We start from the raw sequence: 23,924 nt of genomic DNA, 5'->3' as shown, positions 1-23,924 counted from the left end.
AACAGAAATAAAAGACACCTATACGTCACTCAGACGTACTGACCGTCCCACTTGTCTTGTGCGAGACCACCACCCACCGCGCGGCCTTTTGCTCGTTACACGACCACCGGGTCTAACATACCCACCCAGCCTCGCTACCGACCTTGTGAACCCTCACGAGCACCCTTGTGCACCCGCGCGACCGCCCTTGTGACCCCAGCGACCGCCCTCAGTTCGCGACCCGATGGTGCGCGGGATAGCTGCCGGGGGCGAGCGGCAGGAAAGTGTAGCCGTTTTGCTTGCCCCAGTCGATGACCTGTGGCATGGCGTCGACTGTGGTGGAATGAGTGTCGTGGCAGAGGACTACTGACACCGATTTTCCTGGCACTCCGGCGGTAATTTTTTGAAAGACCGAAGCACTGTTGGTGTGACCCGAAGCGTCCCCACTATCTACGTTCCAATCAAAATAGGTGTAGCCTTTCACACCCATGAGTTTGGTCAGGCGGCTCATGATTCCGGGCGTGTAGCTGCGACTCACGGTGTTGGAGCTGCCTCCGGGGAACCGCATAATCTTGGTGTCCTGCCCGGTCTGGTCGCGAATCAGCTGTGCCACGCGGTCGAAGTCTGCCCAATAAGCAGCCTCGCTGGAGTAAATCTGGGAATACTGGTGAGTATAGGTGTGGATTCCGATTGCGTGACCTTCTCGATAGGCGCGCCCAATCATGTCAGAGTGCCCCATCATATTGGTTACAAAGAACGTTGCTTTCACGCCTTTATCAGCCAAAATATCCAACAGGTGTGCCGTCGCCGGACCGGGTCCATCGTCGAAAGTCAGATAGATAACTTTGTCCAAGCCTGCCGCCGGGTCGGCGTTAGGGGCAACGGGCTGCATCACGGTGACCTGACGTGTTGCCGTGCCTAGGTTTCCGCTGGAGTCCGAGACTTGATAGTGCAGCGTGTATGACCCTGCCGCGTTTACATTGACCTGACCGCCTACCTGGACTTTTGCAGTCAAATCGCCGTCCGCATTATCTGTCGCGGAATAGGAGTCCTGCCAGGAAATGCCATAAGGGAGTTTGATTTGTTCCCCACCGTCGATTGTGATGACGGGTGGCTGGGAATCCCGGACGATAACTTTGCGAGTCTTTTTACCCTCGGTTCCGCGGTATTTCGCTGCATAAGTGATTTCATAAGTGCCGATTTTGGAAGTATCGACTTTGCCGGTGCGGTGTAGCTTGAGGTCATCGTGAGTAAAAGTGAACAGGGTGCCGGTCCCATAAGCGGTAGCGCCGGGGTCTTTCCATGTGTCGCCGTATTCAACAGTGCTGGTGGAATCGCCTTTTAAAGCAATGACGACTTTCCACTCGTTAGTCAGATACATGGTGATTCCGCCGACCGCGGCGGCGACAGAAATGACTGCCAGGATGCTGGCAATCCAAATCTTAGATTTCTTGCTCACTAAGCTACCCCTAACGAGCAACACTTTACCAAAGAACAATGCCCCGATAAACCCTTAATCCAGCTAAATCCTTGGGAAATTCGGCACCTGACCAGCCGTCTTTTTACCCACCAAAGACCGCGAAACCATCCTTGTGAACGGCACTATTATGTGCTTATGAGCGAATCTAAAAGGTTGGACACATGGGAGCGTTTCACAGATTGGCCGCTGTTGATTCTGGCGGTCCTATTTTTGGGGGCCTACGCCTGGGAAGTTATCGGTAACCTGCAAGGCCGGGGCGCCAGCGTTACAGAGCTCATCATGAATGTGGTCTGGGCCGCGTTTGTCGCTGATTACGTGGTGCGGCTTTTCTTGGCGAAGCCGCGTTTCAAGTGGTTCATCACGCACCTGTTTGATTTGCTCATCGTGGCGCTGCCAATCTTGCGGCCACTGCGATTGCTGCGGCTCGTAACTTTCATGAAAGTACTTGGTCGCAAGGCCGGTTCGACCTTTCGCGGCAAGATAGCCCTGTACTCGGTGACAAGCACGGCACTGCTGATTTTCGTGTCGGCGCTAGCTGTGCTGGATGCGGAGCGTAGTGTCTCGGATGCGTTGATTACGTCTTTTCCACAGGCGATTTGGTGGGCTTTCGAGACGATTACCACAGTGGGCTACGGAGACTTATATCCGATTTCCGTCACTGGCCGCGTGGTTGCGTTATGCCTGATGACAGGCGGCGTTGCTCTTATTGGTGTCGTGACAGCGACCTTAGCTTCTTGGGTTGTAGACGTGGTGAATGAAAAAAATGAGCAAGACCGGGCGGCCACCAGTGCTGAAATCAACGAACTGAAACAACAGATTAGTGAACTCACGCTGTTAGTGGAGTCGAAACGGTAACAATTCACCTAGGCTCATCAGGCTGGTTGAAACCAATTTCGCGGGTGGTCAGCCGAGCAGGGTGGAGCTGTTCATAGAGATTCCTCGCTTCGATTGGCACTTTTTTCGAGGCGTAAATCCTAGAATTCGTTTCATGTTTAGGAAAACTCTCGCCGGCGTTGCCGCCGCTGCTCTTGCTCTAACTCTGCAAATTCCCGCCTCAGCCGTGGGAACCCGTATTGCTGGCACGGATCGTTATGCAACGTCCCTGGCTATTGCTCAGACGTACTTTCCCGCTGCGAAAAACGTGTTTGTCGCTACGGGAACGAATTTCCCCGACGCTTTGGCCGCCGGGCCTTGGGTCTCCGTTCAGCAGGCACCCATTTTGTTGGTTGGCTCACAAATTACTGCCGGGCAGCAGGCCTACCTGCAGCAGCTCGGTTCGCCCAGCATTACGATTCTGGGCGGTGTCGGGGCGGTCTCGGCACAGGTTGAGGCTCAGCTGACACAGTTTGGTGCGGTGCAGCGAATTTCTGGAGCCAACCGTTACGAGACTGCCGAAAAAATTGCTCTGCAGTTTGGGAAAGCCAACAAGGTGTATTTAGCGACTGGCACGGGTTTTGCGGATGCGCTGGCCGGGGGAGCGTTGGCCGCACAAGAGGGGGTGCCGATTATGCTTACCGGTCCGGGTGCGCAACAGTATGCGGTGTCGGTGGCTCAGCAGCTGGGCGCTACAGACACTATGGTGCTGGGCGGTCCGGGTGCCCTTCCTGATGAATTCTTGGCGGGGCTGCCGAACCCGAACCGAATTTACGGAGCTAATCGATTTGAGACCGCGTCCCAAATTTTTGCCGCGAAGCCTGCTGCCAATGCCTTCCTGGCATCGGGAGTGAATTTCCCGGACGCTCTCTCGATTGTGCCCGTGGCCGGTGTGCAAAAGATGCCCTTGCTGTTAGCGCAACAGAATTGTTCACCTGTTCAACCTGCAGTGCCAGTCACTTTCGTGGGAGGACCTGGTGCGTTGAGTGACAACTCCAATTTGCAATGTCAGGTTGCCTCGCAGCCCCAGCCTGAGCCTCAAGCCCAGCCCCAACCGCAGCCACAACCCCAGCCCCAGCCTTCTGGCAATGGCGGCTTACAACCAATCGGTAAGGACTGCCCGGCAAACGCCCCAATCAAGGGAAACGCCAGTTCCATGATTTATCACATGCCCGGTCAGAGGTACTACGACCGCACCACCCCGGAGGCTTGCTTCGCTTCTCAAGATGATGCGAGAGCCGCGGGCTACCGCAAAGCAAAAGTTTGAGACTGCGGGCGTCATTTTATTACGAGCGTAGGGATCCTAACTTCTGACGAATTCGACGACTTCTGTGAGACACCACGGGGGAGTCCAGGATTCTCAAAGTTAGGACCCGTTCGTGTTCTGAGACGGGTCAGATGCGTAAGTCGGGGGACTACATTGAGGTTCGGCCAGCCATACGGCATTGAACTGGTCGTTTGTATAGTGTGAAAAGCATTTTGCCGGCGCGGGCTAGCTGGGATTAGCCCGCTTTGATACTGAGAAATCGTTGAAATGTCTGGACAAGGAAGCCCATTTCCAGGCTTTCACTAATGAGGGTTTCCTTGGGACCAATTCATCGAGTGTTGAGGTCAAAGCTGACGTGCCGCCGAGCTTCTGGCTTGGTTTGTTACGGAAAACCTTAGAGGCGCATGAGTCAGGGGCATTTCTGCCAGGGAATTTGACGAAGTCGCAAGATAGCGCCAGGACGGCGCGGGTGGTCTGCGCCCAAATTTCGACATAGATCACCACAAAGCTACCGCGGTTTTTACTGATATGTAGCGGGAAACGGATTTCATCGAATTTTAGGAAGGCTATTGTTGTGAAGAATTTGCCCATGTTGAGAAATCGTTTATTTGCTATGGTATCGTTTGCCAGCTTGGTGGTCGAAGGAGGGGTTGCCTCTGCCCCGGCTGCTTTCGCGGATGAGTTAAGTTTGGACCAGGAGGCTGCGCCAGTTGCACTGACTTCTAGCGCCGCAGAGCCTCAAGGAGCACTCGAGACTCAGGAGACCCGCGAACCTGCTACAAAAGTGTGGTCTCAGGATAGTGCTGCGGAGGGGTCTTCCCTTCAAGTTAGCGATATAGCGCCGGCTTCGGTGAGTAGTGTTTCCGCAGCTGCGCCTACGGTGAAACCACTGAAGATTGCCTTGTTTAACATTAATCTTACGAAAGCCAGGATGGATTCTCCGAGTTTGGAGGCTGCGCAGGCTCCGGATTCCGGCCTGAGTTGCGGGTCGAAAGAAGCTACCCCGACTTACCAGGTTCGTGTTAAGGGTGGCGGCAACGGGAGTTTTACCGGCAATGTGCGGCTATCTGTCTATAACCCAAAAACGCCGCAGCATGTCGTCCGCAGCATTGAGTCTGATGGTGCGGACTGCAAATTCGCTTCAACCAACAGTGATTCTCTGCCTCTTTACCTGTCTAGTATGTTCTATGCTCAGCCTGTTTTTACTTGTTCGATGGATTACGGTCATAAGACTGCGCGGGCGGTTTTGCGTGATGAGTCCGGTAACTTGTTGAGCCAGGCAACGAAAGAGGCGACCTTCTTCTCTCCGGAATACACTTTTGAGGCCGACCCGGAACTGCCCGGTTTCCCGAAGACTGTGTCAAATGTTGATTTTGAAACTATGAACGTTACTGTCCCGACGGTGGCTCTCAAGCAAGAGGATCAGAACGTTACCCAGAATTTCGTGCTGAAAAACGCTAGGGGTAATGTGGTTTCCTCGGTAGAGGCCGACGCGACCATCCCCGGCTACGAATCCATGAACTGCTTAGCAGACAGCTCCCCGGCTCAGATAGAGTCGGTGCCGCCTGTGCGCGGGGGGATTCCGACTGAGTCGCGTGTGGTGCCTTCTGTCCCAAGTGTGATTCCTTCCGTCCCCAGTGTGGTGACGCCTCCGCTGCCTGCACTGGTGCCCCCGACCTCGAGCACGACCACCCTTCCCGCACCTCTGGTGGCTGGCATGACTGAGACTCCCCAAGATCCGATGAACCCGGCAGAGAGCGGAGCCTCGCTACTGACTCCGCTGGTGGCGGGTGTGACGGAGAGTCCTCACGCTCCCAGCGCGGCAAACTCGCCGGTAGCCATGCAGACGTCGACGCCTGCGGCGCCGGTCTTGGCGGGTACGGATAGCCCGACCCCGGCGTTGGCGCGTACCGGTCAGGCTGCCCAGACTGTGTCCCTGGTGGCTGGGCTCACGGCTTTTGCTGGAGCGTGGTTGCTGGTGTTGGCTCGCCGCCGCCAGGAAAACTAAATTTTGACGCCTTCCTTTAGCTTGGTGCCAAAGCGCCGGGTGACTGTCCACAAGACCAGACTCACCCGGGCTTTGGCGCCAGCCTTTTTAACATGAACACCGAAAAGCAAACCCTGTGACTTAGGTTAGACTAAGTAAGAAGTTATTGCTCACGCAGATACACACAGGACGGTAGTTCATGAGTCATCATCAGGAAGGTCAGGATTCGCACAACCCTCACGAGTCGTGCGGTTCTGACGGGCATTCAGCGGGGCATTCCCACCCCCATGCCCACACTCATGCTCACACTCATACACACTCTCACGAGGCCGGTCGCGGGCAGCTCCGGGCAGCTCTGGCAGTGACTTTCACGGTGTTGCTGGCAGAGATTGTGGGCGCAGCCCTGACCGGCAGCTTGACCCTGCTGGTGGATTTGGGGCATATGCTCACCGACTGTGCGGGTCTAACTTTTGCGCTGGTGGCAGCCAGTTTGCAGCATCGTCCAGCGACGGATCGGCTCACGTGGGGGTGGCGGCGCGCGGAGGTTATTTCCGCTGCATTGCAGTCTCTGCTGCTGATTTGCATCGGCGTGTTTGCGTCTATCGAAGCCATTAAACGCCTGATACACCCCGAAACCATCGAAGCTCAGGCGCTGCTGGCAGTGGGTATTATTGGTCTGTTGGGTAACCTCATCAGCCTGACTATCCTGTTGAGTTCTCGGCAAAATAACCTGAATCTGCGCGCTGCGTTCTTGGAGGTCTTGAATGATTCTCTCGGTTCCGTAGCGGTTATCATCAGCGCGGTGGTGATGCGCTTGACCGGGTGGATCCAGATTGATTCCGTGACGGCGCTGGTAATTGCTGCGCTCATCGTGCCTCGTGCCATCATGATTTTGCGTCCGGCGGGGGCAATCTTGTTGGAATCCACTCCTCCGGATTTGGATTTGGATCAAGTCCGGGCACACCTGTTGGAGCTGCCGCATGTCTTAGCCGTACATGACCTGCACGCTTCTGCAGTTTCCTCGGATTTGCCGGTGTTGAGCGCTCACGTAGTGTTGGCTGATGAATGTTTCCATGATGGACATAGTCTCGAGATTTTGAGCGAAATTGAGAACTGCCTGCAGAATCATCACGGCATCTCGATTTTCCACACCACCGTCCAGTTGGAACCGGCGTCACGCGCCCAGCTGCACCGCGATAACTGGCACTAAATCCCGCACCACCTGGCTTAATAGAGAAAATTTGAACGCTATAACCCCAAACTTGTGGCGCTTATAAACCTAAATTTAGGGCGACGACAATCAATAAAATGTGGCGTCTAAATTGGTGAGAGCGATATTCTGTCCATCGCGAACGCGGCGGACAGAATATTCCCAAAAGCTAACATCTCTAGAACGCGACTTTGCCGATGAGGGCGATGGCGCACAAAATCACTGCCACCGGTACGTAGATGAAGCGCCCCACCGATAGCCAGAAAGTCCCTCGAGGTCGCGCGGCGCCTCGATTAATCGCTTCCAACAAATCGTCCTTTTTCATGACCCAGAACCAGGTGATTGCGCCCAAGCTTGCCCCGAGGGGAATGATGTAAATCGACACCAAATCCATCCACGGACCCCAGGAGCTAATCGCCTCCATGCCCAAGCCCACCCCGAGAGCGAGCACGCACAAGACAACCAGTACCGCCACGCGGTTCAGGCGTGGGAAACGGTGCAGCAGTGATTCACCCACGACTTCAAACATATTCTGCAGTGAGCTAACCCCGGCAAAAATCATGGCAACATACAGAATCACCGCGAACAATTGACCGAGCGGAATATCTTGCATGATGGCGGGCAGGGTCACGAACAGCAGCCCTGGTCCGGCACCCACGTCGGTGTTAAAGGCAAAACATGCGGGAATGATGACCAGTGCTGCCACTACAGCCGCGAGAGTATCAAAGAAACCGGTACGCTGCGAAACTTTCACCACGTCCTCGTCATCAGGCAGGTAGGCGCCGTAAACAATCATGCCGCTACCGGTAATGGAGAGGGAAAAGAACGCTTGTCCCATCGCCCACACCCACACGATAGGGTTAATGAGCGCCTCCCAGCGCGGGGTGAACATAAAGATATACCCTTCGACAACGCCAGGCATCAGCGCCACACGAATCGCCAGAATCACAAAGATTACAAAGAAAACTGGCATCATAATGCGGTTGGTTTTCTCGATGCTTTTCGCGCCGAGAAACAGGGTAACCAGTGTACCTACCACAACGATGATGTGGAACGGCACGACCGAAAAGCCAGTTCCTGAAAAACTCTCAAACCATTTTTCGGTATTAGTCTGCATCAGATTTCCAGTCAGGGAATCAAACAGAGCTTTGCACACGTATGCCACAATGACGGCGTAACCGATTGCAATACACAGCGAGCCAACCAAAGGTAACCAGCCCAACGCACTTCCGACCTGGGCTGCCCGGTCCCCACGAGTGGCCCAAGCGGACCGGTAAGTACCCAACGTTCCGGTACGAGCACGCCTCCCGTTAGCAAACTCAGCGGGCAGACCCACGTAGGTGAACAGCAAGACAAAGAAAATATAGATAAGCAGGAAAGCGCCCCCGCCATTATTGCCGAGCTTATAGGGGAAGCCCCACACATTAGCCATACCCACAGCGGAACCGACCGAAGCTAGGATGAATCCCCAGTGGGTAGCGAAGCGGTGCACGGTCTGGGCGCCGTGGTGACCGGGCACAGGCGGTACGGTGCTGCTGGGCGCGGTTGACTCGGAAGAGGAGTGAGGAGTTGTCACGAGGTTTCCTTATCTAGCTCAAAATCCGGTGAGGCGTGATTATGCCAAGGTTTTTCCTTATCGTAGTCGAAAGGGTGGTGAAACAGGGAATTTCTGCCGTCTCGGGATTGGCTGGGGTGAGCGGAGGTCTTGCCATCGTGCTGGGTTGGAAGGTGCGTGCAAAATCGCTGTTCTGCGGTTTATGGAGCGAGCTGATAGCCTGAATAGGTCGATTCTATGTCTGAATCGGCGAAATGAAAGGAAAATATTGATGGGACAGCTCATTGGAATGATTGTGACCGGCGCGGTGATTGGTGCTTTGGCGAGACTCTTTAAGCGCGGAAAGCAGCCCATCGGTATCTTGTGGACCATCATCCTCGGGGCGCTTGGCGCGGGTATCGGCGGTTGGCTGGTGCGCATGTTTGGCTACCAAAATGCCAATGGTGGGGTGCAGTGGATTCAGTGGATTGTGTCTGTTATCGTGGCCATGATTCTCATCGGGATTTATATGGGTGTTACCGGGAAAAAGAAATAACACTGCAGTGAGCCGGCAAAAGGTCAGTAAATAATTACGGTGGGGAAAGCTAGGATGGCTTCATGAGTGATTTCCCCCTGACTTTTCCAGTACGCATCTTGCTGCTTGGCTCGGGTGAGCTGGGCAAAGAACTGACGATTTCCCTGCAAAGGCTGGGCTGCCACGTCATCGCTTGCGATTCTTACGCGGGGGCGCCAGCGATGCAGGTTGCTACCGCAAAGCGCGTGTTAGATATGACCGATACCACCGCCCTTGCCGCTGTGATTGAGTCGGAGCGTCCTGACCTGATTGTTCCCGAGGTTGAAAAACTCGCCTCCAGTGCATTGGTAGCGGCGGCGAGGCAGGGAACACGGGTAGCTCCCTCCGCACGAGTGGTGGAACTGACTTTTGACCGCCAGGGCATCCGCACTTTGGCAGCCACGACGGCGCAAGTCCCGACCTCACCTTTTGCCTTCGCTGACTCGTTGGCGGCACTGCAAGAAGGAGCCGCAAAGGTCGGGTTTCCCTGTTTCGTAAAGCCCACTATGTCCTCATCGGGGCACGGTCAGTCTCGTGTCGAACGCGCCGAGGATTTGCCCGCCGCGTGGAGAGAAGCCTGTTCCGGGGCCCGCGCCGATACTGGAAGGGTCATTGTCGAGGGCGAAATCGCTTTTGATTATGAAATCACCCTGTTGAGTGTACGCCACCGGGATCCGAGCGAACCGATGCAAGTCCGCACCAGTTTTTGCGCACCCATCGGACACCGCCAGTCCGCGGGAGATTACGTGGAATCCTGGCAGCCCCAGGCGATGAACCCGGAAGTCCTCAAGAAAGCCCAGGACATTGCCAAAAAAGTCCTCGATGCGTTGGCGGAGGATACCGCACGGGAGGCCGCGGCGAGCGGCAAGTCAGCAAACGCAGACGGCGAAAACCCGATGCTGGGCATTTTTGGGGTCGAGATGTTTGTCAAAGGAGAGGACGTGTACTTCTCGGAGCTTTCCCCGCGCCCTCACGACACCGGCATGGTCACTATGATTACCCAGCCGCAAAACGAGTTTGATCTGCACACCAGGGCGATTTTGGGGCTGCCTGTGGACACGTCCATGTTCCCTGAGGTCGCCGCGGGCGCATCTGCGCCCTTGAAATCTGCAGTTGAATCCGCATCGCCGTGTTTCACCGGGGTGGACGCGGCTTTGTGGACGAGCACGGATGCGCAGCTGAGAATTTTTGGAAAACCAGAGGCTCACGTCGGCAGACGCATGGCGGTGGCCCTGGCTGTCGGAGCTGATACCGACCGGGCGCGCGCGAAAGCCCGCGAGGTCATCAGCAAAATCACCATTCACGAGGGGCGAACGCGACTTTTCCGGTGGGGTTTCGCGGGGAGCGCGAGCGTGCTGCGGTGTTTTCATGACGGGCGCATAGGCAGCTGAACTGACCGGTCAGTTCAAATTTTATTACGCACGGAAGTAAGCCCCGTGCAGGGGCATAATTTCCTGAAAACCGGTGGAAATCAGTTCCTAAAGGAATGCACCGGTGCGGGAATCCGCCCGCCCCGAGCCGCAAAGTCAGCGGAAGAAAATTGGGAAACTCCCATCACCGGCGCCCACCCCAACAGACCTCCGAAGTTGGCGCTGTCACCCACGCTCTTGCCCGGAACCGGGATGACCCGTACCGCAGTAGTCTTGCCCGAAGCGATACCAATCGCGGCTTCATCAGCGATTAAACCGGTAATTGTAGCAGGGGAAGTATCGCCGGGAATTGCAATCATATCCAAGCCCACCGAACAAATCGCCGTCATGGCTTCGAGCTTTGCCATTGTGATGGAGCCGCGCTGCACCCCGTTAATCATGTTCATGTCCTCTGAGACAGGAATGAAAGACCCCGACAAGCCGCCCACCATCGAGCATGCCATCAGCCCGCCCTTTTTCACCGCGTCATTGAGCAGGAACAGGGCGGCGGTAGTGCCCGGCGCGCCCACCGCGGAGACGCCCATTTCTTCCAAAATTGCCGCCACGGAATCGCCGACTTCCGCCGTGGGAGCCAGTGACAAATCCACGATTCCAAAAGGCACAGACAGACGCTGCGCCACGGTCTGCCCCACCAGCTGACCCATCCGGGTAATCTTAAATGCCGATTTCTTGATGGCTTCGGCGCATTCCTCGAAAGGGCGCCCCCGCACCGTCTGCAAGGCGCGCTGCACCACTCCCGGTCCCGAAATCCCTACGGAAATGACCGTATCGGGCTGGCTGACCCCGTGGAACGCCCCTGCCATGAACGGATTGTCACCCACCGCATTGGCGAACACGACCAACTTTGCCGCCCCAATCCCGTCAGCCGCGCCGGTCGCTTGTGCCGTATCCACGACCACCTGACCCATCCGCCGCGCTGCCGACATATTGATACCCGTGCGGGTAGAACCGATATTGACCGACGAACACACGATGTCCGTGCTGGCCAGAGCCTCGGGGATGGAATCAATCAGCGCCAGGTCACTCTGCGTCGCACCGGCATCCACCAACGCGGAATACCCGCCCACAAAGTCGACCCCGACGGCTTTGCCGGCGCGATCCAACGCTTGGGCAAAAGGCAGCGGATTCGAGGTACGGCAAGCGGCTGCCACCAGGGAAATCGGCGTGACTGAAATCCGCTTGTTGATAATCGGCACCCCGAACTCCCGCGACACCTCTCCAGCGGTTGCCACCAGGCGCGATGCGGCTTGTACGATGCGATCCTCGATACGGGCACAGGCGCGCTGCACGTCAGAATCGGCGCAATCCAGCAGCGACAGCCCCATCGTGACGGTGCGCACGTCCAGTTTGTCCTCGGAAATCATCTGGATGGTTTCCATGATTTGTCGCTCGGTGTCTAAGCTCATTTGTTTTGCTCCAATAGGGGGTCAGAAGGGTTCCCGGTCATCTTCCGGGGCAGGTACGGGATTCGGGGTGGGATGGTAGCAATTACAGGGTGTGCATCGCGTTAAAGATGGCCTCGGCTTGCACCCGGATTTCCAAGTTTTGAGCCTGTTCCACCGTGTGCATGGCCTCTTGCAAATTAGTCAAAGAGGTGGGGATGTCATCCAGTTCCAGCTGCATAATCATCGTAAAGTACGACCCCATCAGCGTCTGGGATACGTTGGTGATATTGGCTTTCTGGGCAGCGCAGGCAGTCGCCACCGCCGCGATAATCCCGGTGTGATCAAGCCCGGTTACAGTCATGATTGCTTTCATAGCTTAATTATGCCCTCCCTGGACCCTGCGGGAGTATCCCGTGCGCTTGAATCCAACATGAGGTGCTGCGATGTTGCAAAAATGTCGATTATTGATTGTGTGGTCTGAAAGTTCAGGATTAAATCTGTTCTTCCGTACTCACCACGTCCATGTGTTGCAAGAGGTGGACATGAAGATTATGCCCTAGGTAACGTTGGTGAATATCCTCTGGGAGAGCCGATGCGACGCTCTGACGTCATTGCCGCGGTGGTTCAGTCAGTTGTGGCTGGGGTCGCTGCCTGTCCTGATTCGTAGGGAAGGCAGGCGAGACAGAGCATAGCTCACCATGAGGACAAACTGAGAGGAAAGTGGAACAACATGACGATTTACCGCGCAGACACGCTATTCGATGGCAACCAAGTGTTGGGACCCGGTGCAGTGCGGGTGGAAAATGACCGTATCGTGGAGGTTTTCAGCGGACCGGCGGTCGCGCAAGTCCGGGCTGACGTAGACTTTGGGTCGGCAATCCTTGCTCCTGGATTCGTAGACATTCATTCGCACGGTGGCGGGGGAGAGGCTTTCACGAACGGAGTTGCGGCAGCCCGTACCGTCATTGCTACCCACCTTTATGAGGGCACGACCTCTATCATGGCGAGCCTGGTCACGGACACTTTGGACCACTTGGAATCCCAGATTCGGGAGTTGACTCCGCTCTATGATGCCGGCGAAATTTTGGGTGTTCACCTGGAGGGGCCGTGGATGGCAGAGGAATACAAGGGCGCCCATGACCCCCAGCTGCTGCGCGACCCGGCTTTGGACGAAGTACAGCGCCTCTGCCAAGCCGGTCCGGTTAAGATGGTCACTCTCGCTATCGAGCGTCGTGGCGGGTTACAAGCCGTGCGCTGGTTGGTGTCGCAGGGAATTATTGCTGCCCCTGGGCATATGAACGCTGACTATGACATGATGAAAGTTGCCCTCGCCAGTGGCGCACAAAATGTCACCCACTTGTTTAACGCGATGAGGCCGATTCATCATCGCCAGCCCGGTCCGATTGTGGCGGCTTTGGAAACACCGGGATTACCGGTAGAGCTCATCGCTGATGGGGTGCATTCCCATGCTGCCACCGTGCAATTTGTGTTTGCTGCCAAAGGGCGCGACACGGTATTGGTTACTGATGCGATGGCGGCCGCGGGCGCACCTGACGGGGATTACCTGCTGGGACCCCTGGAGGTAGAAGTGCGTGACGCGGTGGCGCGGTTGAAATCGAACGGATCTATTGCTGGCTCAACCCTGACTATGTCGCGGGCAGTTCGTTTTGCGACCTATACCGCAGGAGTGGATATTTGGTTGGCGCTGCATGCTGCCACGGCTCGACCTGCGGCGGTGTTGGGCAGGACGGACATCGGGATAGTGGCGCCGGGAGCCTATGCGGATTTGGTGGTTGAGTCGAGCTCTCTGCAGGTGCAGCAGGTGTTTCGCCGTGGTCAGCAGGTGCGGTGAGACGTCATGGGAGACTTAGCGGGATAGCGGGGAGCAACGGAAGGTAATCATTATGGAAATCATCATTAAACCAACCGCGGCGGAATTGGCAGTCGTTGCGGCGGAGGCAATCTGCGAGGTTTATGCGGACAATCCTGCTGCGGTACTGGGGGTGGCGACTGGTTCTAGTCCGCTGCCGATTTATCAGGAGCTGTCGCTTCGAGTGCAGACGGGAAGTTTATCCCTGCGTCACGCTAAGGCTTTCCAGCTAGATGAGTATGTGGGGCTGCCTCAAGATCATCCCGAGGCTTATCACAATTTTATTCGCCGCGAGTTTGCTAGCATCACAGATATAGACCCTAATCAGGTATATGGGGAGGACGGCTTGGCTGCTGACTTGTTAGAGGAGTGTCGTCGCTACGAACAAGCCATTGTAGACGCCGGAGGAATTGATATACAGATATTGGGTATCGGGGTGGATGGTCATATTGCCTTCAATGAGCCGGGTACGTCTCTGAATTCCTTGACGCATCCCGCGGTGCTGACTGCCCAAACTCGCCGCGATAATGCCCGGTTCTTTTCCGGCGACATCGACAAGGTTCCTACTCACGCGTTAACGCAGGGCGTTGGCACCATTTTGCGAGCCCGAAAAATTGTGCTTCTGGCTACTGGTGCGAATAAGGCTGCCGCGGTTCGGGACATGGTGGAAGGTCCGGTTTCTATCTCTTGTACGGGTTCAGCTCTGCAGTTGCACAACAATGTTAAGGTTCTGTTGGATGAGGCTGCTGCTGCGAAGTTGGAACGCCAAGATTTCTATCGTGAGATTTACGCCAACAGACCCCAGGGGGCATGGTTGGGACTCTGAGTAAAACATACTTAGGTAAGCCTTATCTATAGAGCTGGTGTAGTTTTCTGGATAGACTACCAAACGTGGATTTTTCTGAACTGCTGCAAGCTCGCTACAGTGTGCGGGCTTATCTTGATAAGCCCGTCGAGCCTGAGGTTTTACAAGCCGTTTTGAATGACGCCCGCCACTGTGCCTCCTGGTCAAATACACGCGGATACGTGTTGGCAGTAGCTACGGGGGAGCGTCTGGAACGCATCCGCGCGGACTATGCCAGTCATGCGGAAACTGGATTAGGAATGCTGCGCGGTCGACTCGGTGCTTACCTGCGAGCGCTATGGGAGGGAAAATTGCCCCAAGCCGACTTTAAAACCTGGGGCAAATACCCTCCTGAGCTGCGACAACGTCAGGTAGCGAACGGAAAACGCTACTATACACACCTGGGGATTGAACGCGGGGACGAAACCGGCAGAGTCCAGCAGCTGCGCCAAAACCTCGAAATGTTCCAGGCCCCGGTGGGAATCTTCGTGTTCGTACACCGTGCGTTACTGCCCTTTTCCGCTCAAGATACCGGGCTGATGCTGTCTACCCTCATGCTGGCAGCTGCAAATCGGGGGCTCGGCACCGTCGCGATTGGAACTCTCGCAACCTGGCGGAAGCCAGTTGATAAGGAGTTTCATATCCCCAAAGATTACGGGCTAATCACCGGGTTAGCGATGGGTTACCCCGATCCGGATGCCCCCGTAAACGCGTATCGCGCTGAACATCCGCCGCTGACGCTTGCCGAGCCGCGCCACGTATGATGGAATCAAGCTGTCACACGATTCCACTATCAGTTGGCGCCATCGATTCGTTTGCACCTTTTCAATTTTTATGGCATTGTCCAGCGGCAGAAACATTTGCTTCCGCATCTCTGTGGATAAAAGAGGTGCTGGAAGTGGTTTGCGCTGGGGACACAAAGCTGGACGGATAAACATGTGCCGCCTAGAGCCATCCGGCGAGGATGAGCACCCCGAGCAGGATAAGCACACTCGGAAAGAGCACCGCCTCGAATCGTTCCAGAACCTCCGCGAGCCCTAAACGTCCGGTAATGAACCACGCCAGAGCCAACAGCGCACCAGCCAGCACCAGAAACACCGCGCAGAACATAGCGACTTGCCACCAGGCCGACAAGGCAAAAACCGGCAGATAAACACCGATTTCGTCGCCTCCGTTCGCGATGGTGACCAGGGCGACCGCGCCAACACTGACAGGTTTGCCTTCCAGCCTTGATTCGGCTGACTGTGCGTCCCTGGAATCGTTCGACTCCCGGCGTTCCAAAATTTCCCCAATGCCAGCTTTAACTCCCAGAATCAGCGGTATCAGACCCAACAGATGCAACTGAGCTTCGGGAATGACGAAACCGGATATCAGATTCAGGATCACGGTGGCTGCCAAAATAGCGCTGAAACCGAGGTATTGACCTGCGCAGATACGCAACGTTGTGCCGGGGCGCTGATGACCGTGGACAAACCATAAAGTCAGCAGTATCAAGTGGTCGATGTTAGTGACCGCAAAGAGCACCAATGCTTGGGCGAGAGTGGAAAGAATCAGGGAAGCGTTCACGTGTCAATTATCACCGAAAGGTGTTCAACAGATAAACTCAACATCACCCGGCAGTAACCTACCGGCGACCGGTCGCACCGAACTTGTGCATCGGTCGAGGACGCCGAACCGCTCAATCGAGCCTGAGAGAGACGCTAACGGTAGCGGAACTTCGAATTTTACTAACTTTTTTGCACCTTTCGCTCCGGAGCCTTAGACTGGAGAGCGATAAAGCATGACGGAGGCGCAACCAACATCATTAACTTCCGACAGGGCGGGGAAATCCCATAGGGATGCCCGGAAGCGAAAGGGGAGGTTGCCGAGGATGTGAATCGTTCCCAAAGATTCACATCCGGGCGAACGGAAAATATCCGTTCGACTGTCGCTATCGCGGAGAGCTGTCATGACGCATACGCGCAAATGTATGGGGTCATGGAGCATGACCCCATTTTTGGTGTCATGTTCGAGCTTTCGAAAGTTGTTTGCAACGATTGAAAGGACTAATGATGAACAAGATACTGAGTGGTGCAGCACTGTTAGCTGCGGCCTTTTCCCTCGCCGCCTGTGGAGCTGGTTCCCCAGCTGCATCTGGTGGAGACACCGCAATTCCCGGTTTGGAAGACGGAGTATTCACCGTCGGTATGGAAGCTGCTTACGCTCCCTATAACTGGGCACAACCCGATAAATCCAACGATGCGGTGCCCATCAAAGATTCCGCTTTGTACGCTAATGGCTACGACGTGATGACTGCCAAACAGATTGCAGACGCCAACGGCTGGAAACTCGAAATTAAACAGCTGGAGTGGGATTCCCTGATTCCAGCGGTGCAATCCGGTGAAATCGACGCCGCGATTGCGGGTCAGTCCATGACTAAAGAGCGCGAAGAAACTGTGGACTTTGCCGGACCGTACCTGTACGCCCGCATCGTCGTGCTGACCAAAGCGAATTCCAAGTTTGCCAACGCGAAAGGTTTAGCTGACCTCGCGGGAGGTCGGACCACCAGCCAAACTGGCACTGTTTGGTACGACACCTTGATTCCCCAAATTAAAGATGCCAAGCGGCAAGCCCCCGCAGAATCTGCGCCTGCGATGCTGGTGGCTTTGGAAACCGGCAAAGTCGATTACGTGGTTACCGATATGCCCACCGGTCAAGGTGCTATCGCGGCATACCCGGATATGAAGATTCTGGACTTCCCTGATGACGGTGATGACTTCCAAGTTTCGGATGAGGACGTTAACATCGGTATCTCCGTCAAAAAAGGCAACACTGCCCTAAAGAACGCCATCAACAAAGCTCTGTCGGGCAAGACTGCCAAAGACTTCGATGCCCTGATGGCAGACGCGGTGAAGATTCAGCCCCAAGAGGATTAATCCCCCGCGGTACTGAAACACGTCAGGAGAGAAAATGCTGTGGACACTGTGGCAGGACATAGTAACCCTGCTGAATAAGTACGGTGGCGTGTACTTGACGGGTATCGTCAACACGGTACTGCTGGCGATTATCGCCACCTTACTGGGCTGCGTGATTGGGTTTGCCTGCGGAATCTTGAATACGATTCCCCACCCTTCTACCGATCCCTTGCTCAAGCGAGTTGTTTTGGCGATTATTCGGGGAATCATCCGCGTCTATGTGGAAGTATTCCGGGGTACCCCGATGATTTTGCAGGCGGTATTCATTTACTACGGTCTGCCCTACTTCACGAATAATGCGTTGCAGTTCCAATCCATGTGGGGCGTCTCGATTTTTGTTGTTTCCATCAATACCGGTGCTTACATCGCCGAATCCGTGCGCGGTGGCATCATCAGCGTGGATCCGGGACAAACCGAAGGAGCCAGGGCGATAGGCATGACTCACTTCCAGACCATGCTCTATGTCATCTTGCCCCAGGCGTTGCGGAACTTGCTGCCACAAATCGGCAACAATTTCATCATCAACATCAAAGACACTTCGGTCATGTTTATCATCGGTTTCTCGGAGTTTTTCTCGGTGCACAAGATGGTGTCGGGTGCTGTTTTCAAGTACTTCCCTTCCGCTACTATCGAGATGGTGGGATATTTGACGTTGACTCTGCTGTCCTCCTTCCTGTTGCGGAAGCTGGAAAAGAAGATTGACGGAGACGATGCCTACGAACTCTTGCCCGGTGCGGAGGGACAGGAACAGCGCGATTACGAGTTAATGAACGAAGATCAGCTGGTGATGGCTGCTGGAAACTACACTTTCCGTGACCCTGCCAAACGTCAGGCACGAAAAGTCAAGCCTGCCAAGAAACCAGCAACAGGTAAACCAGCAGGTACCGAGGGAGGACAGCACTCATGAGTGAAGTGAACACGACTGACAACACCAGTGACGAAATCATCACGGTACGCCACCTCTCGAAGTCTTTTGGCACTCACGAGGTGCTCAAAGATATTAATTTTTCGGTGCGTCCTGGTGACGTGGCATCCATTATCGGAGCGTCAGGTTCTGGGAAATCGACTTTGCTGCGCTGCATCAACTTGTTGGAAACTCCCACTTCGGGCGAGATTCTGTACCACGGGACGGACATCCTCGACCATTCCATGAAAAAGGCGAAGTATCGATCCAAAGTGGGGATGGTGTTTCAATCTTTCAACCTGTTCAACAACATGACGGTGCTTAAGAACTGCATGATTGGTCAGATGAAAGTCTTGGGTCGTTCTCGGGAGGAGTCGCGAGAAAAAGCGTTGCACTACCTGGATAAAGTCGGGATGAGTCCGTTCTTAAACGCGAAACCGCGGCAGTTGTCCGGTGGGCAAAAGCAGCGGGTGGCGATTTCTCGTGCCCTGGCGATGGATCCGGAGGTGCTGTTGTTTGACGAACCGACTTCAGCTCTGGATCCGGAAATGGTCGGCGAAGTCATTGCGGTGATGAAACAGCTGGCTCAGGAAGGCATGACGATGCTGGTGGTGACGCATGAGATGGCGTTTGCCCGTACTGTCAGCAAGAACGTGGTGTTCATGGCTGACGGTGTCATCGCGGAACAAGGCGCTCCGGAACAGCTGTTCCAACATCCGCAACGGGAACGAACCCGCGATTTCCTGGCACGTTATCTCTGATTTCTCGAGGGCACACGTTAGCGGTGTTTTTCCGCTAACAAAACTATTCCCTTATATACACCTCAGGAGTATAATTATCGCATGGAACAGAAATTTATGGCGCTACGCGATTTCCGACCCGGCGCTTTTTTGCGGCTGCGCCGCAACGTGCTGGGCTTGACTCAGGCGGAGCTGGCAGGCATGTCCGGAGTTCCACAATCCCATATCAGCGCTTTTGAAAACCATAAGCGGCGTATTTCTGAAGCCGAGGAAACCGCTTTGGCTAAAGCGGTAAGCGTCCCGGCACACACCCTGATGGGCATGAAACGCCATGTGGTGCGCGGGATTTTTTCGCGGCACGGCTATGATGAGATTTTCTTGTTTGGACCTGTCTCTACCGGTCAAGATGATGCGTTTACCCCGATTGATTTCTTGGTTAGCACCACGAATCCCCTAGGAATGCTGGATTTGGTTGGCTTGCAAAATGAACTCGAGAACGAGCTGAGCACCACGGTCTACCTGTCTATTGATACCGGATTGGGCAATGCCAAGGTCGACCGAGTTCCTCGCGAAGTTACGCGGCTTGATGAAAAAACTAAGTTCGAGCCTTTACTGGTGGATTTATACCGGTCCGGGAATGTTTTTTCGCCTCGTGAGATTGAAGAATATCCCTATTTTCAAAAGTGGGGATTCCACAAGTCTTTCTTCCCTTACGATGTCTCGGCTGCCCGGTGGCGTGTGGATGACATGTCTCGGACTTTGGACGTAGGCATGGGCATCGCCACCGGTGACCCAAAGGCGTATTTTGCCAAGACCCCGGCGGGGGTGCAGTCACGTTTCGCGGCGTATCACTCTATCTCGGTACTGGTGGAATCGGCAGCAAAAATTCATTCCGATGTAAAGGAAGTCAACCCGGAAATCCCGTGGGCAATCCTCTGCGAGCTGCGATACCGGTTGATGCAAACTGTAGACGAATTAGACGCCAGCATTGCCTGGACCACCTTGCACCAGGATTTCCCCAAAATTCTCGATGCCCTGAGCTCAATTACGTACCCTGGCAGCGGCACCGAAGAGACTGCGTAAATGGAAGATACTGCCCGCGCACGCGTTATTTTGCAGCGTCATGCTGCCGAAGAACACGTCGCGTTGCCGCCCTTGCTGAGAACCCCTCGCACATGGCGCTGGCCGCTGGGCAGCCCCCAGGGCGAACCTGACGTTTACCCCGCTAATCCTCACCGCTATGCCCGCAAACTCGTTGGTTCTATGTTCGGCGTGCTCACGCTTGGTTCCCTGGTGGCAGGACTGAACTATGCGCTGTCGGTCAGTGTGCCTTGGGCACTGGGAAAGGTGCTGGATACAGGTCTAGAACATGGCTTGACCAGGGAAATCTGGACTCGGTTGGTGGTTCTCGGCCTGGTTATCCTGGGCGTGGCGGTGACCCAAATGGCGGGACAGCTCACGGAGATTGCAGTCCAGATGACCGCGGTGGCGACTCCCGCGCGGGTAGCCGGTCGAAAGTTAGCCCTAGATGGGCGCGCTGTGAACCGGGAACTGGAATCTGGTGATGTAGTCACTTCGATGCTGACAGATGTGGACCGGATTGGCCGTGCGGCACTGTGGTTCCCCGAAATGGTGGGCGCTATTCTCTCTGCCGTCATGATTCTGGTCATTATGTTTCGCACTTCACCGCCGCTGGCTTGGATGGTACTAATCGGGTTACCCATCGTATCGCTGCTGATAGGACTGTTGAGCAAACCGCTGCAGCGGCGACAAACCGAGAACCGCGATGAGCAGGGCAAACTGACGGAAATCTCGGCTGATGCGGTGGCGGGGCTGCGGGTCCTGCGCGGCATCGGCGGTGAGGACGTGTTCGGAAGTCACTACCAGAAACAATCGTCTCGGGTGCGTGACGCGGGGATTCGGGTTGCCCTGCCCGCGGCGTTGCTGGGCGTGTTGCGTTCGGTCATACCCATGCTGTTTACCGCTCTGGTGGTGGGTATCGGGGCGATTCTGTACTTTCACAATGAACTGTCAGTAGGCAGTTTGGTTGCTTTCTTTGGGTTCTCACAATTTTTGCGCAACCCCATCGTGGTCGCCACCCGGTCGTTGGAAGAATTCACCAGAGCTTGGGTCGGGGTTCGCAAACTCGCGCGAATTCAAGGCGTTGCCTCCCTGGTGAGCGAGGATTTGGTGGATGTTTCCGGAGATACATCGCCCCAAACTGCCTCATCGCCAGCGCAGTGGCAGGAAAAGGATTTTGCCTTGTCCTATCTCACCGACACAGTTAGTGAGGTGACGGTGAAGCCGGGTTTGATTACCGGTCTGGTCTGCGCCAATCCGGACACCAGCGCGGCGACCGCCCGGCGGTTGGCACGCCAAGAAGACAGCGCGCAACCGACCCTTTTGATTGATGGAACCGACGTGAGGACGTTCCCCCTCGACCTCGTGCGCAGCGCCATCCTACTGTCAGACACCGACCCGCAGCTTTTTGCCGGAACTTTGCGGGATCAGGTGCGAGGGGTCAACTCGCCGTTACCTCGCGAAAAGGGGGTGCGCGAACTCGTATGGCGTGACGTCATCGAAAACGCGACCCGGCAGGAGGACTCGCTCATCTTTCCCGAAGATGATGAGCACGATTCGCGATGGTTGGCAGCGCTGCACGTGGCAGATGCCGATGATGTGGTGGAATCTGTGAATGGCGGTCTGGACGGGGCAGTGGCAGAAAAAGGGCGCACTCTGTCCGGTGGTCAGCGCCAACGCGTCGCCTTAGCTCGCGCGGTAGCTGCAGATCCGGCGGTGCTGGTGACTATTGAGCCGACTTCCGCGGTCGATTCGCACACGGAATCGCGGGTAGCTCAGCGTTTGGCACAAGCGCGGCACGGGAAAACCACCGTCATTGTCTCGGTGTCAGTGCTGGTGCTGGAGCATTGTGATGAAGTCATTGTGCTCGACGAGGCGGGGCGGGAAATCGTCCGTGGCTCGCACCGGGAACTTCGGGAAAGAGCTCGGTCGGGGGATCCCGCAGTCGCTTCGTACCTGGCTATCATCAACCGCTCGGTGCTCAGTGGTGGTGAGCCGTCATGAAACTGCCCTTGGCCAGCAGAAAACGGGTGGTGCGTGGGGTCAAAGACCTGATTCACGACTATCGAGGCGCAATTGGGTCAGTTGTGGGGTTGCAGCTGTTGTCGTCCCTGGCGGGAGTGACCCTCCCGTGGCTGCTGGGGCGCGTCATTGATCGTATTCAAGCCGGGGCAGCCAGCCGCGACTGGGTCGGTCAACAAATAGTGATTGCCCTGGTAGTGGTCGCGGTGGCGGCGATATGTTCGTTCTTGGCAGAATATCGCGCCCGGGTGATGGGCGAACGGATTTTTGCCCACCTGCGTGATGGTCTGGTCGATTCTGTCATTCACCTGCCGCTGTCGACCGTGGAAAGTGCGGGCACCGGGGACTTGGTGGGGCGCACCACGCGAGACGTTGAACGCCTGCAATTCATGATTCGCCAGGGTATCGCGGCGATTCTGATGATTACCACAACGTTGGTGGTGACGTTTGTGGCGGCGTTTCTGGCCTCCCCGCAATTGGCATTTGTGCTGCTCATTGGACCGCTAGGGGTGTGGCCGCTGATGGCGTGGTATTTACCGCGGACCGTTCCCGCCTATCGGTCCTCAGCCCGGTCTTGGGCGGATTTGTCCGGTTCGGTAGCGGAAACTCTGGATCAGGCGGATACGGTGGACGCTCTGGGGCTGTCGGGGAAACGGATTGCTCAGCTCGATGTCATTATTCGCGAAATCTGGCGTCAGGAGCGCTACAGTACCTGGATGCGTTCCTGGTTGTTCTTGGGAATTGTGTGCGCCACGCTGTCTCCCTTGATAGTTATCGTGTTGCTGGGAGCCTGGTTGGTGCCCAGCGGAGCCTTGACTATCGGGGCTGTTTCTACGATTGCGCTCTATGCCTATCAGGTGCGTGGACCGGTGTGGGAGGCGACTTTTTGGGTAGACGTTTCCATGGAAGCTTACACTTCGCTGGCGCGAATTTTTGGTGTCGCACAAGTCGAGCCGGACCGGGAAGCCAGTGCCCACGCGCCCGCCGGTGCGCCCGCGATAGTGGCCCGGGACGTTTGCTACGCCTACCACGCGGGGCATAATGTGCTGCACGAAGTGTCTCTGGAACTTCGCAGTGGTGAAACGTTGGCGATTGTCGGACCATCGGGTGCCGGCAAGTCCACTTTTGGGCGTATGCTGGCGGGCATTCACCCGCCCACCAGCGGGTCCGTGACAGTTGGGGGAGTGCGGCTGGTGGACTTGCCCGAAAGCGAGCTGCATCAGCAAGTCGCTTTGGTCACGCAAGAACAGCACGTGTTTACCGGAACTATTGCCTCCAACCTGCGTTTGGCGCGACCCGACGCAAGTGATGAGGAATTGTGGGCGGTACTCGACGCGGTGGGTGTGGACTGGGTTAATGGACTGGACGGTACCGGGAGCCAGACCCCTGGCGCATCATCCGGTCCGGAGGGAAAATCGCAGGCAGAAACAGAAAAAATCGGGCTATATGCGGAAGTCGGCGGCGCTGGAATCAAGCTGAATCCGGCGCAGGTCCAGCAGCTCGCCCTGGCGCGAATCGTGCTGTTGAACCCGCACACTTTGGTGCTGGACGAGGCAACTTCCCTGATGGATCCCTCTGCAGCCCGTTCTCTGGAACAGTCATTGTCGCGAGTGCTGGCAGGACGCAGCGTTATCGCTATCGCTCACCGGCTTTATACCGCCCACGATGCCGACCGAGTGGCAGTCATGATGGACGGGAGAATCGTGGAATTGGGTACGCACGATGAACTCGTTGCAGCCGGCGGTAAATATGCCTCACTGTGGGCGTCCTGGCAGCAAGACTAGAGTTTGA

Annotated in this window: 22 protein-coding genes and 1 riboswitch; of the genes, 16 read left to right on the top strand and 6 right to left on the bottom strand. The window is 55.8% G+C overall.

Annotated features, from left to right (window positions below; all coding sequences use genetic code 11):
- Positions 1–208 precede the first annotated feature (208 nt).
- Complete coding sequence (locus tag HMPREF0574_RS02805; protein ID WP_236585842.1) at positions 209–1,438, bottom strand: polysaccharide deacetylase family protein; 1,230 nt, start codon at positions 1,436–1,438, stop codon at positions 209–211.
- 156 nt (positions 1,439–1,594) lie between these two features.
- On the opposite strand from HMPREF0574_RS02805, the gene HMPREF0574_RS02800 reads away from it, so the two are divergent.
- Both HMPREF0574_RS02800 and HMPREF0574_RS02795 read left to right on the top strand, forming a co-directional pair.
- On the top strand, positions 1,595–2,314 hold the full coding sequence (locus tag HMPREF0574_RS02800; protein WP_004007169.1) for an ion channel: 720 nt from the start codon (positions 1,595–1,597) through the stop codon (positions 2,312–2,314).
- A 133-nt stretch (positions 2,315–2,447) separates the two neighbouring features.
- Complete coding sequence (locus HMPREF0574_RS02795; RefSeq protein ID WP_004007168.1) at positions 2,448–3,599, top strand: cell wall-binding repeat-containing protein; 1,152 nt, start codon at positions 2,448–2,450, stop codon at positions 3,597–3,599.
- A gap of 225 nt (positions 3,600–3,824) precedes the next feature.
- On the opposite strand, the gene HMPREF0574_RS02790 is transcribed toward HMPREF0574_RS02795, so the two are convergent.
- On the bottom strand, positions 3,825–4,190 hold the full coding sequence (locus HMPREF0574_RS02790; RefSeq protein ID WP_004007167.1) for a hypothetical protein: 366 nt from the start codon (positions 4,188–4,190) through the stop codon (positions 3,825–3,827).
- Here HMPREF0574_RS02790 and HMPREF0574_RS02785 point away from each other — a divergent pair.
- Complete coding sequence (locus HMPREF0574_RS02785; RefSeq protein WP_004007166.1) at positions 4,189–5,607, top strand: LPXTG cell wall anchor domain-containing protein; 1,419 nt, start codon at positions 4,189–4,191, stop codon at positions 5,605–5,607. The two genes, HMPREF0574_RS02790 and HMPREF0574_RS02785, sit on opposite strands and share 2 nt — an antisense overlap.
- Positions 5,608–5,785: 178 nt before the next feature.
- Positions 5,786–6,796, top strand: a complete 1,011-nt coding sequence (locus HMPREF0574_RS02780; protein WP_004007165.1) for a cation diffusion facilitator family transporter — start codon at positions 5,786–5,788, stop codon at positions 6,794–6,796.
- A 178-nt stretch (positions 6,797–6,974) separates the two neighbouring features.
- Here the strand turns inward: HMPREF0574_RS02780 and HMPREF0574_RS02775 are convergent, their stop codons facing one another.
- A complete protein-coding gene (locus tag HMPREF0574_RS02775) occupies positions 6,975–8,372 on the bottom strand; it encodes a sodium-dependent transporter (RefSeq protein WP_004007164.1) in 1,398 nt (465 codons plus the stop codon).
- 41 nt (positions 8,373–8,413) lie between these two features.
- Between HMPREF0574_RS02775 and HMPREF0574_RS09650 the strand changes: the two genes are divergently transcribed.
- From HMPREF0574_RS09650 to purT, 3 genes are all read left to right on the top strand, one after another.
- The gene (locus tag HMPREF0574_RS09650) at positions 8,414–8,575 is read left to right on the top strand and encodes a hypothetical protein (protein ID WP_004007163.1); all 162 of its coding nucleotides are present in this window, start codon (positions 8,414–8,416) and stop codon (positions 8,573–8,575) included.
- A gap of 47 nt (positions 8,576–8,622) precedes the next feature.
- Positions 8,623–8,886: a GlsB/YeaQ/YmgE family stress response membrane protein gene (locus HMPREF0574_RS02770; protein ID WP_004007162.1), complete on the top strand. Its 264-nt coding sequence runs from the start codon at positions 8,623–8,625 to the stop codon at positions 8,884–8,886.
- Between the two features lie 62 nt (positions 8,887–8,948).
- Positions 8,949–10,295: a formate-dependent phosphoribosylglycinamide formyltransferase gene (gene purT, locus HMPREF0574_RS02765; protein ID WP_004007161.1), complete on the top strand. Its 1,347-nt coding sequence runs from the start codon at positions 8,949–8,951 to the stop codon at positions 10,293–10,295.
- A gap of 80 nt (positions 10,296–10,375) precedes the next feature.
- Here the strand turns inward: purT and HMPREF0574_RS02760 are convergent, their stop codons facing one another.
- Both HMPREF0574_RS02760 and HMPREF0574_RS02755 read right to left on the bottom strand, forming a co-directional pair.
- On the bottom strand, positions 10,376–11,740 hold the full coding sequence (locus HMPREF0574_RS02760) for a PFL family protein (RefSeq protein WP_004007160.1): 1,365 nt from the start codon (positions 11,738–11,740) through the stop codon (positions 10,376–10,378).
- A gap of 82 nt (positions 11,741–11,822) precedes the next feature.
- Complete coding sequence (locus HMPREF0574_RS02755) at positions 11,823–12,092, bottom strand: ACT domain-containing protein (RefSeq protein ID WP_004007159.1); 270 nt, start codon at positions 12,090–12,092, stop codon at positions 11,823–11,825.
- Between the two features lie 357 nt (positions 12,093–12,449).
- On the opposite strand from HMPREF0574_RS02755, the gene nagA reads away from it, so the two are divergent.
- The 3 genes from nagA to HMPREF0574_RS02740 all read left to right on the top strand — a co-directional run bounded on the left by nagA (position 12,450) and on the right by HMPREF0574_RS02740 (position 15,197).
- Complete coding sequence (gene nagA, locus HMPREF0574_RS02750; RefSeq protein ID WP_004007158.1) at positions 12,450–13,571, top strand: N-acetylglucosamine-6-phosphate deacetylase; 1,122 nt, start codon at positions 12,450–12,452, stop codon at positions 13,569–13,571.
- 52 nt (positions 13,572–13,623) lie between these two features.
- The gene (gene nagB, locus HMPREF0574_RS02745; protein WP_004007157.1) at positions 13,624–14,415 is read left to right on the top strand and encodes a glucosamine-6-phosphate deaminase; all 792 of its coding nucleotides are present in this window, start codon (positions 13,624–13,626) and stop codon (positions 14,413–14,415) included.
- 65 nt (positions 14,416–14,480) lie between these two features.
- The gene (locus HMPREF0574_RS02740) at positions 14,481–15,197 is read left to right on the top strand and encodes a nitroreductase (protein WP_004007156.1); all 717 of its coding nucleotides are present in this window, start codon (positions 14,481–14,483) and stop codon (positions 15,195–15,197) included.
- 181 nt (positions 15,198–15,378) lie between these two features.
- On the opposite strand, the gene HMPREF0574_RS02735 is transcribed toward HMPREF0574_RS02740, so the two are convergent.
- Entirely contained in the window at positions 15,379–15,999 is a 621-nt protein-coding gene (locus HMPREF0574_RS02735; protein ID WP_004007155.1) for a cadmium resistance transporter, read from the bottom strand.
- A 210-nt stretch (positions 16,000–16,209) separates the two neighbouring features.
- Positions 16,210–16,387, top strand: a riboswitch (Lysine riboswitch).
- A gap of 97 nt (positions 16,388–16,484) precedes the next feature.
- On the opposite strand from HMPREF0574_RS02735, the gene HMPREF0574_RS02730 reads away from it, so the two are divergent.
- The 6 genes from HMPREF0574_RS02730 (at position 16,485) to HMPREF0574_RS02705 (ending at position 23,917) form a co-directional block, all read left to right on the top strand.
- The gene (locus tag HMPREF0574_RS02730; protein WP_245527342.1) at positions 16,485–17,348 is read left to right on the top strand and encodes a transporter substrate-binding domain-containing protein; all 864 of its coding nucleotides are present in this window, start codon (positions 16,485–16,487) and stop codon (positions 17,346–17,348) included.
- A gap of 34 nt (positions 17,349–17,382) precedes the next feature.
- A complete protein-coding gene (locus HMPREF0574_RS02725; protein WP_004007152.1) occupies positions 17,383–18,294 on the top strand; it encodes an amino acid ABC transporter permease in 912 nt (303 codons plus the stop codon).
- The gene (locus HMPREF0574_RS02720; RefSeq protein WP_004007151.1) at positions 18,291–19,052 is read left to right on the top strand and encodes an amino acid ABC transporter ATP-binding protein; all 762 of its coding nucleotides are present in this window, start codon (positions 18,291–18,293) and stop codon (positions 19,050–19,052) included. The genes HMPREF0574_RS02725 and HMPREF0574_RS02720 overlap by 4 nt, the downstream gene beginning before the upstream one ends.
- 81 nt (positions 19,053–19,133) lie before the next feature.
- Positions 19,134–20,114 carry a helix-turn-helix domain-containing protein gene (locus tag HMPREF0574_RS02715; protein ID WP_004007150.1) on the top strand — a complete coding sequence of 327 codons (981 nt, stop codon included), beginning with the start codon at positions 19,134–19,136 and terminating at the stop codon, positions 20,112–20,114.
- Positions 20,115–22,115, top strand: a complete 2,001-nt coding sequence (locus HMPREF0574_RS02710) for an ABC transporter transmembrane domain-containing protein (protein WP_004007149.1) — start codon at positions 20,115–20,117, stop codon at positions 22,113–22,115.
- Complete coding sequence (locus HMPREF0574_RS02705; protein ID WP_004007148.1) at positions 22,112–23,917, top strand: ABC transporter ATP-binding protein; 1,806 nt, start codon at positions 22,112–22,114, stop codon at positions 23,915–23,917. Before HMPREF0574_RS02710 ends, HMPREF0574_RS02705 begins: the two co-directional genes overlap by 4 nt.
- Positions 23,918–23,924 lie beyond the last annotated feature (7 nt).

The sequence above is a fragment of the Mobiluncus curtisii subsp. curtisii ATCC 35241 genome, from assembly GCF_000146285.1.
Lineage (GTDB): Bacteria > Actinomycetota > Actinomycetes > Actinomycetales > Actinomycetaceae > Mobiluncus > Mobiluncus curtisii.
The sequence above is the reverse complement of the archived record's forward strand: the minus strand, read 5'-3'. Positions and strand labels throughout refer to the sequence as shown.

Excerpts from the sequence above, each read along its gene's own strand:
- HMPREF0574_RS02800 (WP_004007169.1), top strand. The coding sequence starts at position 1,595 with ATGAGCGAATCTAAAAGGTTGGACACATGGGAGCGTTTCACAGATTGG.
- HMPREF0574_RS02795 (WP_004007168.1), top strand. The coding sequence starts at position 2,448 with ATGTTTAGGAAAACTCTCGCCGGCGTTGCCGCCGCTGCTCTTGCTCTA.
- HMPREF0574_RS02785 (WP_004007166.1), top strand. The coding sequence starts at position 4,189 with ATGTTGAGAAATCGTTTATTTGCTATGGTATCGTTTGCCAGCTTGGTG.
- HMPREF0574_RS02790 (WP_004007167.1), bottom strand. The coding sequence starts at position 4,190 with ATGGGCAAATTCTTCACAACAATAGCCTTCCTAAAATTCGATGAAATC.
- HMPREF0574_RS02780 (WP_004007165.1), top strand. The coding sequence starts at position 5,786 with ATGAGTCATCATCAGGAAGGTCAGGATTCGCACAACCCTCACGAGTCG.
- HMPREF0574_RS09650 (WP_004007163.1), top strand. The coding sequence starts at position 8,414 with ATGCCAAGGTTTTTCCTTATCGTAGTCGAAAGGGTGGTGAAACAGGGA.
- HMPREF0574_RS02770 (WP_004007162.1), top strand. The coding sequence starts at position 8,623 with ATGGGACAGCTCATTGGAATGATTGTGACCGGCGCGGTGATTGGTGCT.
- purT (WP_004007161.1), top strand. The coding sequence starts at position 8,949 with ATGAGTGATTTCCCCCTGACTTTTCCAGTACGCATCTTGCTGCTTGGC.
- HMPREF0574_RS02760 (WP_004007160.1), bottom strand. The coding sequence starts at position 11,740 with ATGAGCTTAGACACCGAGCGACAAATCATGGAAACCATCCAGATGATT.
- HMPREF0574_RS02755 (WP_004007159.1), bottom strand. The coding sequence starts at position 12,092 with ATGAAAGCAATCATGACTGTAACCGGGCTTGATCACACCGGGATTATC.
- nagA (WP_004007158.1), top strand. The coding sequence starts at position 12,450 with ATGACGATTTACCGCGCAGACACGCTATTCGATGGCAACCAAGTGTTG.
- nagB (WP_004007157.1), top strand. The coding sequence starts at position 13,624 with ATGGAAATCATCATTAAACCAACCGCGGCGGAATTGGCAGTCGTTGCG.
- HMPREF0574_RS02730 (WP_245527342.1), top strand. The coding sequence starts at position 16,485 with ATGAACAAGATACTGAGTGGTGCAGCACTGTTAGCTGCGGCCTTTTCC.
- HMPREF0574_RS02725 (WP_004007152.1), top strand. The coding sequence starts at position 17,383 with ATGCTGTGGACACTGTGGCAGGACATAGTAACCCTGCTGAATAAGTAC.
- HMPREF0574_RS02720 (WP_004007151.1), top strand. The coding sequence starts at position 18,291 with ATGAGTGAAGTGAACACGACTGACAACACCAGTGACGAAATCATCACG.
- HMPREF0574_RS02715 (WP_004007150.1), top strand. The coding sequence starts at position 19,134 with ATGGAACAGAAATTTATGGCGCTACGCGATTTCCGACCCGGCGCTTTT.
- HMPREF0574_RS02710 (WP_004007149.1), top strand. The coding sequence starts at position 20,115 with ATGGAAGATACTGCCCGCGCACGCGTTATTTTGCAGCGTCATGCTGCC.
- HMPREF0574_RS02705 (WP_004007148.1), top strand. The coding sequence starts at position 22,112 with ATGAAACTGCCCTTGGCCAGCAGAAAACGGGTGGTGCGTGGGGTCAAA.